General features: G+C 68.7%; 12 protein-coding genes and 2 tRNA genes. 5 read left to right on the forward strand and 9 right to left on the reverse strand.

Going from position 1 to position 14,815, the window contains the following annotated elements:
• Positions 1 to 5 precede the first annotated feature (5 nt).
• Positions 6 to 1,166, forward strand: coding sequence for an FAD-binding oxidoreductase (locus RMN86_RS01875; protein ID WP_309604127.1), 1,161 nt, complete (start codon positions 6 to 8; stop codon positions 1,164 to 1,166).
• Positions 1,167 to 1,309: 143 nt separating this feature from the next.
• Here RMN86_RS01875 and RMN86_RS01880 read toward each other — a convergent pair whose 3' ends face one another.
• Genes RMN86_RS01880 through RMN86_RS01895 form a run of 4 tightly spaced genes read right to left on the reverse strand, consistent with a single transcriptional unit; the run spans position 1,310 to position 6,305 of the window.
• A complete protein-coding gene (locus tag RMN86_RS01880) occupies positions 1,310 to 1,831 on the reverse strand; it encodes a sarcosine oxidase subunit gamma family protein (RefSeq protein ID WP_309604128.1) in 522 nt (173 codons plus the stop codon).
• The gene (locus tag RMN86_RS01885) at positions 1,824 to 4,769 is read right to left on the reverse strand and encodes a 2Fe-2S iron-sulfur cluster-binding protein (RefSeq protein WP_309604129.1); all 2,946 of its coding nucleotides are present in this window, start codon (positions 4,767 to 4,769) and stop codon (positions 1,824 to 1,826) included. Before RMN86_RS01885 ends, RMN86_RS01880 begins: the two co-directional genes overlap by 8 nt.
• Positions 4,766 to 5,038, reverse strand: a complete 273-nt coding sequence (locus tag RMN86_RS01890; protein ID WP_309604130.1) for a sarcosine oxidase subunit delta — start codon at positions 5,036 to 5,038, stop codon at positions 4,766 to 4,768. Before RMN86_RS01890 ends, RMN86_RS01885 begins: the two co-directional genes overlap by 4 nt.
• Positions 5,039 to 5,048: 10 nt before the next feature.
• Positions 5,049 to 6,305, reverse strand: coding sequence for a sarcosine oxidase subunit beta family protein (locus RMN86_RS01895; protein ID WP_309604131.1), 1,257 nt, complete (start codon positions 6,303 to 6,305; stop codon positions 5,049 to 5,051).
• A gap of 203 nt (positions 6,306 to 6,508) precedes the next feature.
• On the opposite strand from RMN86_RS01895, the gene purU reads away from it, so the two are divergent.
• Positions 6,509 to 7,384, forward strand: a complete 876-nt coding sequence (gene purU / locus RMN86_RS01900) for a formyltetrahydrofolate deformylase (protein ID WP_309604132.1) — start codon at positions 6,509 to 6,511, stop codon at positions 7,382 to 7,384.
• An 86-nt stretch (positions 7,385 to 7,470) separates the two neighbouring features.
• Here the strand turns inward: purU and RMN86_RS01905 are convergent.
• Positions 7,471 to 7,547: transfer RNA gene (locus tag RMN86_RS01905), tRNA-Pro, on the reverse strand.
• Between the two features lie 178 nt (positions 7,548 to 7,725).
• On the opposite strand from RMN86_RS01905, the gene RMN86_RS01910 reads away from it, so the two are divergent.
• Positions 7,726 to 7,799, forward strand: a tRNA-Gln gene (locus RMN86_RS01910).
• 130 nt (positions 7,800 to 7,929) lie between these two features.
• Here the strand turns inward: RMN86_RS01910 and RMN86_RS01915 are convergent.
• Entirely contained in the window at positions 7,930 to 8,475 is a 546-nt protein-coding gene (locus tag RMN86_RS01915) for an N-acetyltransferase family protein (RefSeq protein WP_309604133.1), read from the reverse strand.
• Complete coding sequence (locus tag RMN86_RS01920; protein ID WP_309604134.1) at positions 8,472 to 10,562, reverse strand: S9 family peptidase; 2,091 nt, start codon at positions 10,560 to 10,562, stop codon at positions 8,472 to 8,474. The genes RMN86_RS01915 and RMN86_RS01920 overlap by 4 nt, the downstream gene beginning before the upstream one ends.
• Before the next feature lie 179 nt (positions 10,563 to 10,741).
• Between RMN86_RS01920 and RMN86_RS01925 the strand changes: the two genes are divergently transcribed.
• Positions 10,742 to 11,581, forward strand: a complete 840-nt coding sequence (locus tag RMN86_RS01925; protein ID WP_309604135.1) for a serine protease — start codon at positions 10,742 to 10,744, stop codon at positions 11,579 to 11,581.
• 4 nt (positions 11,582 to 11,585) lie between these two features.
• Here the strand turns inward: RMN86_RS01925 and RMN86_RS01930 are convergent, their stop codons facing one another.
• Together RMN86_RS01930 and RMN86_RS01935 are read right to left on the reverse strand one after the other, a co-directional pair.
• On the reverse strand, positions 11,586 to 12,035 hold the full coding sequence (locus RMN86_RS01930) for a MaoC family dehydratase (RefSeq protein ID WP_309604136.1): 450 nt from the start codon (positions 12,033 to 12,035) through the stop codon (positions 11,586 to 11,588).
• Positions 12,036 to 12,140: 105 nt separating this feature from the next.
• Positions 12,141 to 13,682, reverse strand: a complete 1,542-nt coding sequence (locus RMN86_RS01935) for an acyl-CoA synthetase (RefSeq protein WP_309604137.1) — start codon at positions 13,680 to 13,682, stop codon at positions 12,141 to 12,143.
• A gap of 125 nt (positions 13,683 to 13,807) precedes the next feature.
• Here RMN86_RS01935 and RMN86_RS01940 point away from each other — a divergent pair, with 125 nt between their 5' ends.
• Positions 13,808 to 14,692 carry a crotonase/enoyl-CoA hydratase family protein gene (locus tag RMN86_RS01940; RefSeq protein ID WP_309604138.1) on the forward strand — a complete coding sequence of 295 codons (885 nt, stop codon included), beginning with the start codon at positions 13,808 to 13,810 and terminating at the stop codon, positions 14,690 to 14,692.
• Positions 14,693 to 14,815: the final 123 nt, after the last annotated feature.

Consider the following 14,815-nt stretch of genomic DNA (forward strand, 5'->3'; position numbering starts at 1 on the left):
CGCCCATGAGCTCTGCTTCCTCCAAGGGCGCCTCGGTGGTCATCATCGGCGGCGGCGTCACGGGCCTCAGCGCCGGCTGGCATCTGGCGCGGTCCGGCTGCGACGTGCTGGTGGTCGACAAGGGGATCGTCGGCTGGGAGGCTTCGGGCCGTAACGGCGGCGGCGCCTCGCACTACCACAGCCCGTTGTTCGCCGAGGAGCAGCGCCTCTGGCCACAGATGGACGAGCTGCTGGGCTATCCGACGGAGTATCGCCGCGAGCGGGTGATCGTGGCCCTGACCGAAGCCCAGCTGGCGCACTATCGCTATATGGCCGCCATGTTCAACGAGCTGGGCTATGCAGCCGAGCACCTGGACGCCCAACAGGCCATCGCCATGGCGCCCCTGGTCAGCGACGCCTGCCTCGGCGGCATCCACCTGAAGTTTGGCGGCCAGGCCAATCCCCAGCGCACCGTCCAGGCCTATGCCTGGGCCTTGCAGGACCACGGGGGCCGCATTGCGCAGCATGCCGCAGTGACCGGATTCGAGACGATGGGCGGGCGGGTGACCGGGGTGAAAACGACGCGGGGCGATTTCGGCTGCGATGTGGCGGTGGTGGCCGCCGGGCCGCAGAGCGGGCGCCTGCTGGACCATCTCGGCGTTCATCTGCCGCTGGCGGCCGCGCGCGCCGAAATGATCGTCACCGAGCCGGCGCCGCTGATGGCCATCGGCGGCGTGGACGGCAACGGGCTCTATGGCCGCCAGACCCTGCGCGGCAACCTCGCCTATGGCGGCGGACCACACGAATGGATCGAGGTTGGCGACGGCGGACCGGGGGTGCGACCGACCACGCCTCTGATGCGCAATCTGGCCCGCCGGGTGGCCGAACTCTTGCCCAAGGCCGCGCACCTGCGGGTGATCCGTAGCTGGGCGGGCGTGATCGAGACCACGCCGGACGGCCGCCCGGTGATCGAACGCCTGACCGCGCCGGACAATGTCGTGGTGGCGACCATGTCCGGCGTCGGGTTCGGATTGTCGCCGGCCAGCGGCCGCGCCATCTCCGACCTGGTGCTGGAAGGCCGCTGCACCTTCACCGACATCGACAAACTGGGGATCGGTCGGTTCGCCGACCTCTCCACGGATTGGCGGGCCGAGCGCGGATGGACATCGGTCAGCGCGCCGGCCTAGGCGAGCTTCCGGCAGGATCTGAGGGCGCCTAGACCCTGTCCCGGCTGACTTGAATCAAGTCAGCCGGGATGAAACAGGGTCGACGCTTATATCTGGAGCCCTTCTCCTCCACTCAGGTCGAGCCAACCTGAGTGGGAAGGACACTAGCCCCTGACCTCGAGGCGACGCGCCACCGAGGTCCAGTAGCCGAACAGGTCGTGAGCGAAACTCGGCGCGACATAGGCGTCGACCTGATCCTCGGCGATGACGTCGAAGCGTACGGACATATGTTCGACCACGGTGCCGGCGACCGAGCCCGGCCGAAAGTCAGCGTCTTCGGCATCGAACACGCCGCCATGGGTCAAGAGGATGCGCCAGTCGCGGCCCCGGATCGCGCAGCGGACCGCCGCGCCGGAGATATCGGTAACCGCGCCGTCGTCGCCGGCGATCTCGGCCAGGCGCGCCGCCAGCGCCTCGCGCTCGACGAGCGGCGCGCGGATCATCCAGGCCCTGGGTTCACGCCAGATGACTCGCCAGGCGCCCGCCGAAAACGCTTGCCCGGGCCCTGGCAGAGCGGCGTCGAACGCGCGCTTGAACCGCGCCTGCGCCGCGCGCGGCTCGGCCCAGAGTTCAAGGCGCAGCAGCGTCTCGGGAGGCACGGCGTGGAATCGCGGAACGTCAGTCACGATAGCGCGCGCCTTCCGGATCATAGAACATCGGCGCGACCACGCGCACGCCGGCGCTGCGAGCCCGTGTGGGAGACCATGCAGTGAGCGCCTCGCCCAGCCGGGCGTGGCCGTCATGAAGCAGCCCAAGGGCCACGAAGCCATCGCCGATCACCCGCACGCCGCCGGCCGTTATGTGACCCTCTGCGGCGTCCGGCGCCTGACGCACGAGCATGGAGCCTTCGGGGATTGGTTGTTCGGACTCCAGGCCGACCAGCTGCTGGCGCCCCGCCTGGGTTTGCAGCGCCGGCCGCTGCAGAGCCGCGGCCCCGACGAACGGCCGCAACGGGTTCATCATCCTGTGCAGGCCAAGGTCGTAGGGCGTGGTCCGACCATCGATCTCGCCGCCGACCACCACATGGCCCTTTTCGATGCGCAGGATCTCCAGCGCCTCCAACCCGTAGGCGCAGCCGCCCAGCCTGGCGCCCGCCTTGGCGACCAGGGCCCAGACCACCGCGGCGTCGGGGTTGCGCACATAGAACTCGAACGCCCGCTCGCCGGAGTAGCTGGCGGCCAGGACCAGCACATCGACCCCGCCGATCATGGCCCGGCCCGCGGCCATGTGGCGGGGAACATCCAACGCCGGCGCCAGCGCGGCGACCAGCGCCCTGGCCCGGGGGCCGGCCACGGCGATCCCTGCCCAGTGTTCCTGGACGTTGGCGACCGCCGCCTTCAGCTGTGGCGCCAGGACCTTGCGAACATAGTCCAGGTGGTGCCCCATACGGTCGGCCCCCCCCGTCGAGCTGGTCAGCAGATAGCGCTCGGCGCCGATCCGCCAGACCGTCCCGTCATCCATCACCATGCCGTCTTCGCGCAGCATGTAGGTGTAGCGCCCGCGCCCGACCGCCAGCTTGCCGACCGTGGTGGCGCAGACCCGCTCCAGCAGAGCCGCGGCGTCCGGCCCGGCGACCTCGAATTTGCCCAGGGTCGAGACGTCGACCCAGCCGAGCGCTGTCCGCACCGTGCGCGCTTCGCGCAGGGCCGCGGCGTGCAGGTCTTCCCCGGCGCGCGGATAGGCGCGCGGCCGCATCCAGTAGCCGACCGGCTGCCACAGCGGATGGTCGGCGGCATGGGTCGCGTAGAGCGCCGGTCGGCGAAGCGGGGCGACGTTGAAGCCCTTGGCGTGTCCGGCCAGGACCCCCAGTGTCACCGGCGTGTAGGGCGGCCGAAACGTGGTCAGCCCGACCTCGGGGATGGGCCGGCCCTCGTTGGCCGCCAGTCTCGCCAGGCCCATCATGTTGCTGGTCTTGCCCTGGTCCGTGGCCATGCCCAGCGTGGTGTAGCGTTTGAGGTGCTCGACCGATCGGTAGCCCTCGCGCCAGGCCAGGTCGACATCGGCCAGGGTCACGTCGTTCTGGAAATCCACGAACACGCGCTTGGGATCGACGCCAGCGGGCGCGGCCAGCGCCGCCACCGCATGGGAGGGACCGGGGTAGCGCTCATTGACTTCAGGCGGCGCCCCGGCGGGGCCGACCGATTTCAGCGTGGCCGCGGCCGAGGCCCCGGACGCCCAGCCATGGCGGATGACCTCGCCGAGGTCATCGAGCCCTGCGGCCGATCCGGTGCTGGACTGGTGCTGCCGCGCCTCGCCGGCGTGGAAGGCTGCGGTGGTCGGATCCCAGTCGAGCGCGCCGCCGGCCTGCATGTGCAGATGCGCCACGGGGGAAAACCCGCCGGAGACCGCCAGCAGATCGCAGTCGAAGCTGAGCGTCTGGCCGCCCGCCCGCGCGATCACCCGGCGCACGCCGCCGGCGCCGCCCTGCGCGCGCAGAACCTCAGCCTCGAACCTCACAGGGAATCGGGCCATCGCGTCCCGGACGATGGGGCGATCGCCGGCCGGGCGTGAATCCAGGATAGCGGCGACCTGGCCGCCGGCGTCGGCGACAGCGAAGGCTGTGCGATAGGCGTCGTCGTGGCTGGTGGCGATCACTGTGCGCGCGCCCGGCAGCACCCCGAAGCGCCCGACATAGCTGCGGACCGCCTGGGCCAGCATCACCCCTGGGCGGTCGTTGTGCTCGAAGGGCAGCGGACGCTCGATCGCGCCGGTGGCCAGCACGACCTGTTCGGCGCGAACACGCCACAGTCGCTGGGCCGGCGCATCGCGGACCGGCGACTGGCCTGGCTCGATCAGGCGCTCGGCGATGGTGACGAGATCATGATCCCAATACCCGACAGCCGTGGCCCGGGTGAGGATCCGGACTCCGCGCGCCGCCAGAGTCTTGCGCGTCCGCGCGATCCATCGATCCGGCGTCACCCCGTCGAGGCGAGCGGTCTCGCGCAGCAGGGCCCCGCCGAGGCGTTCATCCTGCTCCACGAGCATCACCCTGGCGCCGGTCGTTGAGGCCGCAAGCGCGGCGGCCAGGCCCGAGGGACCGGCTCCCACCACCAGCACATCGCAGAACGCCGCCTGATGATCGTAGGGGTCAGGATCCGGCTCGCGTGGCGGTCGTCCCAGACCGGCGGCGCGGCGGATGAAGTGCTCGTAGATCTTCCAGAGGTCCGGCTTTCCGAGGAACGCCTTGTAGTAGAACCCGGCCGGGAGAAACCGCCCAAAAGCGCCCAGCACGGCGCCCACGTCGAGGGCCAGCGACGGCCAGCGGTTCTGGCTGCGCGCGGTCAGGCCGTCGTAGAGGAACAGGTCCGTGGCCCGGGTATTGGGCTCGAAACGACCGCCGACCCCGACCTCGACCAGGGCGCTGGGTTCCTCGACGCCCGCGGCGAGAATGCCGCGCGGTCGGTGATATTTGAAGCTGCGGCCCAGCAGTCTGACGCCGTTGGCGAGCAGCGCCGAGGCGAGGGTGTCGCCGCGATGGCCTTCATACGGTGCGCCGTCGAAAGTGAAGGCCAGCGTTCTCGACCGGTCGATCAGACCGCCGACAGGGCGTCGCGCGCCGGTCATTCGCCTGCGTCCTGGGCGGAAGCGCCAAGGGTTTCCACCGCCGCGATCTGGTGGGTCACGGTATGGCGATGAAGCTTGAGCCAGGCGCCGCAGCCGGCGGTGTGGCGCCACAGTTCCCACGACCAGCCCTTGGGATTGTCCCGGGCGAACAGATGCTCGACCGCGGCGACGGGCGTTTCGTCCAGGGGCAGGATCGCGTCCAGAGCGCGTTCGAAGACGAACTCGGCCTGCGCCCGGCGGCCGCAATAGGGGCAGGCGATCCTCAGCATCTAGGGTCCACTAGCGGTCCTGCGCCTTCGGCCCGGCGCCGGTCTCATCGATGGTGGCGCCGCGCGCGAACCGGTCCAGCGCGAAGGGGGCGGCGATCTCGTGCGCCTCGCCCCCGGCCAGGTGATGGGCGAACAGCCGACCCGAGCCGGGGGTAGCCTTGAAGCCGCCGTAGCACCAGCCGCCGTTCAGATAGAGCCCTTCGATCGGCGTATCGCCGATGATCGGCGAGCCGTCGAAACTCATGTCGGTGGTGCCGGCCCAGCTGCGCAGCATCCGCAGCCGCGACAGGGCCGGAACCAGCGCGATGGCCTGGCTGGCGACCTCCTCCAGCCGCATCGGCACGCCGCGCTGCGAATAGGTCGGATAGAGGTCCGGATCGCCGCCCAGCACGATCTCGCCCTTGTCGGACTGGCTGATGTAGCAGTGGATCGACTGGGACATGATCACGGTGTCGATCATCGGCTTGATCGGCTCGGAGACGAAGGCCTGCAAGAGGTGGCTCTCGATGGGCAGCTTCAGGCCGGCCAGCCCGGCGACCTGGCCGCTGTGGCCGGCCACGCAGATGCCGACCCGGTCGGCGCCGATGGTCCCGCGGGTCGTCTCGACGCCCTCGACGCGCCCGCCGCGGATCGAAAACCCGGTGACTTCGCAGTTCTGGATGATGTCGACGCCCAGCGCGTCGGCGGCGCGGGCATAGCCCCAGGCGACCGCGTCGTGTCGCGCGGTGCCGCCGCGTCTCTGGATCAGCCCGCCCTGGACCGGAAACCGTGCGTCCGGCGACATGTCCAGCACCGGGATCAGCCGCGCCACCTCGGCGCGGGTCATCAGTTCAGCGTCGATGCCGTGCGCGCGCAGCGCGTCGCCGCGCTCCGCCAGGCGGGTCATGTCGGAGTCCGAGTGGCCGAGGAACACAGCGCCGCGCTGGCTGAACATGACGTTGTAGTTCAGCTCCTGGGTCATGCCCTCCCAGAGCTTGAGCGAGTATTCCAGCAGCCGCTGGAGCTGCGGCTGGCGATAGTTGGACCGCACGATGGTGGTGTTGCGACCGGTGTTGCCGCCGCCAATCCAGCCGCGCTCCAGCACGGCGACGGAGCCGATCCCATGCTGCCTGGCGAGATAGTAGGCGGTGGCCAGACCATGCCCGCCGCCGCCGATCACCACGATGTCGTAACGCGATCTTGGCTCAGGGTCGCGCCAGGCGCGAGGCCAGTCCCGGTGGCCGGACAAGCCGGCCTTCAGCAGCCCAAGGGTGGAATAGCGCTTCATCCCCCGGAGCCTGTCTGCCCCAGGCCGGTCACATTGGAATGCGCCGCATTCTGCCCCATCGTCAGGGGATAGTGTGGCGGCTGGCGCGCCGCCAGCCGCAAAAATCAGATTGCCAGCCGACAAAATTCGATTGGCTATCGGCGCCGCCAGTCCGGATTGCTGCCAGCGCCCGGGTTGGTGATCGCGGGACGGGGGACATCAGCGTGAAGACCAAGGCCAAGGATTCCGACGGGCGGCACATCCTGATCCTCAACTGTCCCGACCAGAAGGGCGTAGTGGCGGCGGTCTCGGGGTTCCTGGCCGACAACAACGGCTCGATCACCGAGTCCAGCCATTTCAACGACGCCATCGCCGGCCAGTTCTACATGCGCACGGTGTTCCGCCCGGACGGGGCGATGCCCAGCGCCGCGGCCCTGAAGGCCGGCTTCGAACTGATCGGCCAGCGCTTTTCCATGCACTGGTCGCTGCATGAGGCGGCGGCCAGGCCCCGGGTGCTGATCGCGGTTTCCAAGTTCGGGCATTGCCTGTTCGACCTGCTGCACCGCTGGCGGGCCGGACTGCTGCCGGCCGAGATCGTCGGCGTAGTCTCCAATCACCAGGACCTGCGCTCGTTCGTGGAATGGAGCGGCGTGCCTTTTCACTACCTGCCGGTGACGCCGTCGACCAAGCCCGAGCAGGAAGCCGCCTTCATGGCGCTGGTGGATCAGGAGGCCGCCGATCTGGTGGTGCTGGCCCGGTATATGCAGATCCTGTCGGCGGAGATGTGCGCGCAGTTGGCGGGCCGCTGCATCAATATCCACCACTCGTTCCTGCCAGGCTTCAAGGGCGCCAAGCCCTACCATCAGGCCTACGACCGCGGCGTGAAGATCATCGGGGCCACCGCCCACTATGTCACCACCGACCTCGACGAGGGCCCGATCATCGAACAGGGCGTTCAGCGCGTCGACCACAGCCAGGGGCCGGACCAGCTGGTCCAGCTTGGCCGCGACATCGAATGCCAGGTGCTGGCCCGCGCGGTCGGCTGGCACGTGGAGCATCGGGTGCTGATCGAAGGCGGCAAGACCATCGTCTTTGCGTGACCCCGCGCGCGCGAGGTCTGGGCGCTGAGCCCGGCCGGAGACATCTGCTGGTGACAGGACTCACCCGCGCGGTGGCGGGAAAAGATTGGTCGGAGTGGCAGGATTTGAACCTGCGACCCCCGCGTCCCGAACGCGGTGCTCTACCAGGCTGAGCCACACTCCGACTTTGGAGCGCGCCTTATAGAGGAGGGTCCCCAGGGTCGCAAGGCCGGGTCGCAAGGCCGGGTCGCAAGGTGGGCGCCGAGGCTGACAGAGAGGCGGGCAGGGGGGCGTTGCATCGCACCGGCGCGTGCGCTATCTCCACGCCTCCGCGACGGGGCGCCCCTCGCGGCCATTCCTGCTGGGGAATGGTGTAATGGTAACACAGCGGTTTTTGGTACCGTCGTTCTAGGTTCGAGTCCTAGTTCCCCAGCCAGTGATTCCCAGGCGAACTAGAGCCCTTCCCACTCGGGTTGGATCAACCTGAGTGGAGGAGAAGGGCTCCAGATATAGCGACGACCCTGTTCATTCCCGGCTGACTTGATTCAAGTCAGCCGGGACAGGGTCTAGCCGGCGCCGAGCGTCAGGCCGGGGGTGTCGGGCTCACGTGTCCCACCGCCGTTCAGCGCCTTCTGCATCAGCACGATGTCCACCCAGCGACCGTGCTTGTGGCCGGCGTCGCGGATGGCGCCGGCGTCCATGAAGCCTAACCGGCGGTGCAGCGCGATGGAGGCCGCGTTGCCGCTGTCGCCGATCACCGCGACGATCTGGCGAAGGCCCAGGGTTTCGCACGCGGTCAGGACCTCGGACAGCAAGGCGTGGCCGACCCCCGCGCCGGCCGCGTCGGGCGCTACATAGACGCTGTCCTCCGCCGTGAAGCGATAGCCGGGCCGGGGCCGGAACACGCTGGCGTAGGCATAGCCCAGCACCCGGCCCCCGGCCTCGGCGACCCGGTAGGGCAGGCCGTGCTCAAGGACGGCCTGCCGGCGGCGGTCCATTTCGGCGGCGCTGGGCGGCGTCGTCTCGAAGGTGCCGAAACCGTGCAGCACAGCGTGGCCATAGATCGCGGCCAGCGCGTCGGCATCCTGTTCGCCGGCCGGTCTGATGATCATTTTGGCGCCCAGCCCTTGTCCAACGCCCAGGCGGCGAAGGCGTAGTCGAGCGCGATCTCCTTGAGGAAATCGAAGCGGCCCGAGGCGCCGCCGTGGCCCGAGTCCATGTTGATCTTGAGCAGGATCGGGGCCGCCGAAGTGGAACGGTCGCGCAGTTTGGCCACCCACTTGGCCGGCTCCCAGTAGGTGACCCGGGGGTCGGAGAGGCCGCCCGTCGCCAGCACCGGCGGGTAGGCCAGCGAGGTCACGCGATCGTAGGGGCTGTAGCTTTCGATCAGGTCATAGGCGGCTGCGTCCTCCAGCGGATTGCCCCACTCCGGCCACTCCGGCGGCGTCAGGGGCAGGGAGACGTCGCTCATGGTGTTGAGCACGTCGACGAACGGCACGGCGGCGACAATCGCGCCCCATAGGTCCGGCCGCAGGTTGGCCACGGCGCCCATCAGCATACCGCCTGCCGAGCCGCCGTAGGCCGCGATCCGGCCCCTGGTGGCAAAGCGCTGCGCGATCAGGTGCTCGGCGCAGGCGATGAAGTCGGTGAAGCTGTTCGGCTTGTTTTCCTTGCGCCCGTCGAGGAACCAGCCCCAGCCCTTGTCGGAGCCGCCGCGGACATGCGCGGTGGCCCAGATCCAGCCCCGGTCGACGAGGCTGAGGTTGCGGATCGAGAAGCTGGCGTCCATGGCGTGGCCATAGGCGCCGTAGCCATAGAGCAGCAGCGGCGCGCTCCCGTCGAGCGGCGTGTCCTTGCGCATCAGGACGGTGATCGGCACGTCCTGGCCGTCGCCCGCCCTGGCGTAGAGCCGGCGCGCCACATAGAGGGCCGGATCGTGGCCCGAGGGGAGTTCCTGGGTCTTGCGCAGCGTCCTGGCCCTGGTCGCCAGCTCGTAGTCGAAGGTCTGCCGGGGCGTGGTCGGCGATTGATAGACGAAACGGGTCGTGGTGGCGTCGTACTCGTAGCCGCCTTCGAGGTTCAGCGCATAGGCTTCCTCGTCGAAGGCGACCTCGTGCTCGGAGCCGGCACGGTCGGTGACCACCAGCCGATCCAGCGCATCGACCCGCTCGGCGCGCACCAGGTGGCCGGCGAAGGCGGCGAAGCCGGTGATGTAGTGGCCCGGCCGGTGGGCGATCCAGTCGCGCCACGTGGCCTTGGCCGGAAGGTCCGCGGTGCTGGTCGAGAGCTTGAAATCCACGGCGCCGTCGGCGTTGGTGCGGATCACCCAGCGGTCGGTCCAGTGGTCGAGACTGTATTTGACCCCGACCTGGCGCGGTTCGGCCACGGCCGGCGGGGCGGTCGGGTCGGCGGCCGGGATCAGCCAGAGCTCGGTGGTCTCCTGATTGCCGACGTGGATGACGATGTGGCTGTCGTCCGAGGTGGTCCCGACGCCGAGGAACATGCCGTCGTCGGCCTCGTCATAGACCAGGACGTCCTCGCCACCCCTCGCCGGTCGCCGAAACACCCTGGACGGCCGGGCGTTCTCGTCGCGCCAGATCCAGAAGAGCCACCGGCTGTCCGGCGAGAAGGTCAAGTCGCCATAGGCGCTCGCGATGGGGTCGCCAAGATCCTGGCCCGTGGCCAGGTCCCTGACCCGGATCGTGTAGTATTCCGAGCCCTGTTCGTCGCAGGCCCAGGCGAACAGGGCGTGATCGGGGCTGTGGCTGGCGGCGCCGACCTGAAAGAACGCCTTGCCCCGGCCCAGCGCCTCCTCGTCGAGCAGGATCTCCTCGCCGTCAGCCCGCCCCCTCGGCCGGCGCCCGTGGATCGGATGCTGGGCGCCCAGGTTGTAGCGGACATAGTAGTCCCAGGGTCCGTCGGGCGCGGGGACCGAGCTGTCGTCCTCCTTGATGCGGCCCTTCATCTCGGCGAACATCTGGGCCTGCAGCGGTTCCGTCGCGGCCAGCATCGCCTGGGTGTAGGCGTTCTCGGCCTCGAGGTGTTCGCGCACGTCGGCCCGCAGGGTCTTGGGATCGCGCAACACCTGCTGCCAGTTGTCGTCCTTCAGCCAGGCGTAGTCATCGACGCGGACTCGTCCCAGCTGTTCGGTCCGCCGGGGATGCTTGGCGGCGACGGGAGGCTCTGGCGGCTTGTTCATCGGCGCTAAATGCGGCGCCTGGACCCGGCGCTCAAGTCGCGCCTGTCCGCCAGCGCGTCACTTCGGCGCATTTCATCCGTGCGCTCTTAGCTTGGCGGCAACCCCTTTAGCTGTTCTGTATCGTCGCAATCGAGATCGCGCGCCGGCGCGAGGGCGAGCCAGAGCTTTCGGGGGCCGACATGGTCATGGACCTCTCCATGGAGCTGATCCAGGCGACGGTTCAGCTGGAGCAACCGCTCGGCGACGGCACCCGCACCGTCGGCACCGGCTTCCTGATCTCCTCGCCCGGACCCGACGGCCATCCGCGCACGGTGCTGGTCACCGCCAACCATGTGTTCGAAAAGATGCCCGGCGCCGTCGCCCGCATCGGCTATCGCATCGCCAACGCGGACGGCTCCTGGAGCTACGCGCCGCAGGCGCTGCGGATTCGCGACGGCCAGGGCCATGAGTTGTGGACCCATCACCCCTCGCGCGACGTGGCCGCCATGACGGTTGTCGCACCGGAGCCCTTCGCCCGGGCCGCGATCCCGGCCGACTACCTGGCCGCTGACGACACCTTCGCCAGGTATCAGGTCGGTGCGGGCGATGAGATGATGGCGCTGGGCTTCCCGCGCGGGCTCGCCGCCAACCCGGCGGGGTTTCCGATCCTGCGCTCCGGCCGGGTAGCGTCCTATCCCGTGGCCCCGGCCAGGATCTTCCCGACCTTTCTGCTCGATTTCTCGGTGTTTCCGGGCAATTCCGGCGGGCCGGTGTTCATGAGCGAACTGGCCCATCGCCGGCCCGGCGCCGATCCCGCCCAACCGGGCCAGGACGTGGAATTCATCGCCGGGCTCCTGACCCAGCAGGTCGAACTGAACAGCGAGCGGCTGGAGATCGGCATCGTCACCCATGCCCAATACATCCGCGAGACCATCGCCCTGGTCGGCGATCCGGCCGCGCCGGTGACGGTGGCCGCGACCGAGGCCGCGGTGTCCGGCGCCAAGGCCGCCTCCGCGGAGGAAGCGGCCTCGCCGGACTGAGGCCCTACCCCCCGTAGATGATCGACATCGTCTCGGCGATGCAGGCGGGCTTCTCCTCGCCCTCGATCTCGATGGTGCACTCGTTCTTCAGCTGCATGCCGCCGGCCTTGGGCTCGGCGCCGATCAGCTTCTGGCGCATGCGCACGCGCTTGCCGACCCGGACCATATTGATGAATCGCACCTTGTCGGAACCGTAGTTGATGCCCCGGGTCACGCCCTTGACCGGCAGCATGCCCTGGCCGAGGAACGGGATCAGCGACAGCGTCAGGTAGCCGTGGGCGATCGGGCCGCCGATCTCGCGCGTGGCGCGCTCCACATCGACGTGGATCCACTGATGGTCGCCGGTGGCCTCGGCGAACATGTTGACCCGGGCCTGGTCCACCAGCACCCAGTCTGACACGCCTACTTCCGTGCCGATCAGACCGGGCAGGTCCTTGATTTCCACCGGGTTCATTGTTGGCTCCTTGTTGTTGAAACTGTCGTTTGATGTCTAGCAGGCCTTTCCTTTCCCGCGAAGCAGCCGACGGTCCCCCTTTCCCACAAGCGGGAAAGCAAGCCCTCACCCGATGCGGGCGCCGTCCTTGGCCCAGTAGGCGTCGCGGATCAGGCGTTTGTAGAGCTTTCCGGTGGCGTGGCGGGGCAGTTCGGCCATGAAGTCGATCACGCGAGGACACTTCACGTGGCTGAGGTGCGCCCGCGCATAGGCCATCAGGTCGGCGCGCAGATCGTCCCCGGCGTCGGCCCAGTCCAGCGGCTGAACCACCGCCACGACCTTCTCGCCCATCTCCTCGTCCGGCGCGCCGACCACGGCCACGTCGGCGACCCTGGGATGGCCGATCAACAGGTTCTCGAGTTCCTGGGGATAGATGTTCACCCCGCCGGAGATGATCATGAAGCTCTTGCTATGGGTGAGGTAGAGAAAGCCCTCCTCGTCCTGCCTTCCAACATCGCCGAGCGTCGTCCAGCCGTGCTTGTTGCGCGAGTCCGCCGTCTTGGCCGGGTCGCCGTGGTATTCGAACTGGCCGCCGCCCTCGAAGAAGACCATGCCCTCGGCGCGCGGCGGCAGGGGGTCGCCGTCGTCGTTGCAGATCCTGACCTGGGCGGTCAGGCCCCGGCCGACCGAGCCCTTGTGGGCCAGCCACTCCTGCGAATTGATGACGCAGAAGCCGTTGCCCTCGGTGCCGGCATAGTATTCGTGAACGATCGGGCCCCACCACGCGATCATCTGCTCCTTGACCGGCACGGGGCAGGGCGCGGCGGCGTGGAACACGGCTTTCAAGCTGGACATGTCGTAGCGCGCGCGCACCTCCGGCGGCAGCTTCAGCATGCGCACGAAGTGGGTCGGCACCCATTGGGCGGAGGTCACCTGGTACTGGCCGATGAAGCGCAGCGCGTCCTCGGGATCGAACCGCTCCATCATCACCACGGTGCCGCCCATCGACTGCACGGCGATCGACCAACCCAGAGGGGCGGCATGATAGAGCGGCGCCGGCGACAGATAGATGGTCTGCGGCGTCCAGCCGTAGAGCGCCTGGCCCAGCATCGCCAGCGGATTGGGCGCGTCGATCGCCGGATCGACCTCGCCGGCACGCTTGACCCCCTTGGGCCGGCCGGTGGTGCCAGACGAATAGAGCATGGCGCGCCCGGCGGATTCGTCGGCGATCGGCGTGGTCGGGAACGGCGCGCGGGCGTCTTCGAAGCTCTTGAACGGACCCGCCTCGCCGCCGACCATGTAGAGACCCACGCCAGCGATCAGCGGCGCCACGGCCAGGGCGGTCTCGGCCAGCGCCTTGGAGGCGATGAACAGCTTGGCCTCGCAATCCCCGACAATATACTCGACCTCGCCGGGGGTCAGTTTCGACGACAGGCAGGTGAAGCGCAGGCCCGAGCGTTGGGCGGCCCACAGGATCTCATAGTAGCGCGGGTGGTTGTCGATGAAGAGCGCGATGGCGTCGCCAGCCTCGAGGCCCAGGCTCCTGAACATTTGCGCGCCCTGGTTCGAGCGCGCATCGAGCTGGCCATAGGTCACCGTCTCGCCGGAATAGGCCATGATATAGGCCGGCTTGTCCGGGTTCGCCTTGGCGTGGACCGAGGGGTGCATGGTCTTCCTCCCGTGGCGATGGGAAGACAGCCTCCGTCGCCGATTAAACTTCGTTGTCCGGCTATAGCGGGCCTTGACCTACCGTCCGTCAAGCACCGTGAAATGATCCAAACCGGGAGAAAACCATGGCCGCGCCGACCTTCGAGACCCTGCTCTACGCCGTTGAGGACGGGGTCGCCCTGATCACCCTCAATCGGCCTGAAAAGCTGAACGCCTTCAACACCCAGATGATGCGAGACCTGATCGCAGCCTTCGACGCCACCGACGCCGACGACGCCGTGCGCTGTGTGATCGTTACCGGAGCGGGGCGGGCGTTCTGCGCCGGGGCCGACCTTTCGGCCGGCGCCCAGACCTTTGACTACGACGCGCGCGGCGGCGAGGATCGGGCGGCGCGAACCCGCGAGGGGGCTCAGCGGGACGGCGGCGGCCTGCTGACGCTGCGCATCTTCGACAGTCTCAAGCCGGTGATCGCCGCGGTGAACGGCGCGGCGGTCGGAGTCGGGGCCACCATGCAGCTGGCCATGGACATCCGCCTAGTGTCGACCGAGGCGCGGTACGGCTTTGTCTTTGCCCGTCGCGGACTGAACCCGGAGGCGGCGTCATCCTGGTTCCTGCCGCATCTGGTGGGCGTCCAGACTGCGCTCGAGTGGTGCTACACGGGTCGCATCTTCCCGGCGCAAGAGGCGCTTGATCGTGGCCTGGCGCGCTCGATGCACGCGCCCGTGGATCTGCTGCCGGCCGCCAGGGCCCTGGCCCGGGAGATCGCCGACAACGCCGCTCCAGTGTCCGTCGCCCTGACCCGGCAGTTGATCTGGCGAATGGCCGGCGCCGCACACCCGATGGAAGCCCATTGGGCAGACAGCCGGGGCATCCAGGCCCGGGGCCGTTCGGGCGACGCCCGCGAAGGGGTAACCTCGTTCCTGGAAAAGCGTCCGGCGGCGTTCCCTGACAAGGTTTCGAGCGGCCTGCCGGACATCAGGCCGAACTGGGTCGCGCCGGAATTCAAATAGGGGGTTCGGGGGGGGGGGGGCCGGTGGTAGTGAACCCGCCGCTTACACGGTGACAGTCCCGCAATAATTTAAAATATGCAATTTTGTTGGATTTTCAGGCTGTCTGGCCACGCCCAGTCTATT

The sequence above is a fragment of the Phenylobacterium sp. genome (assembly GCF_031360265.1).
GTDB lineage: Bacteria > Pseudomonadota > Alphaproteobacteria > Caulobacterales > Caulobacteraceae > Phenylobacterium.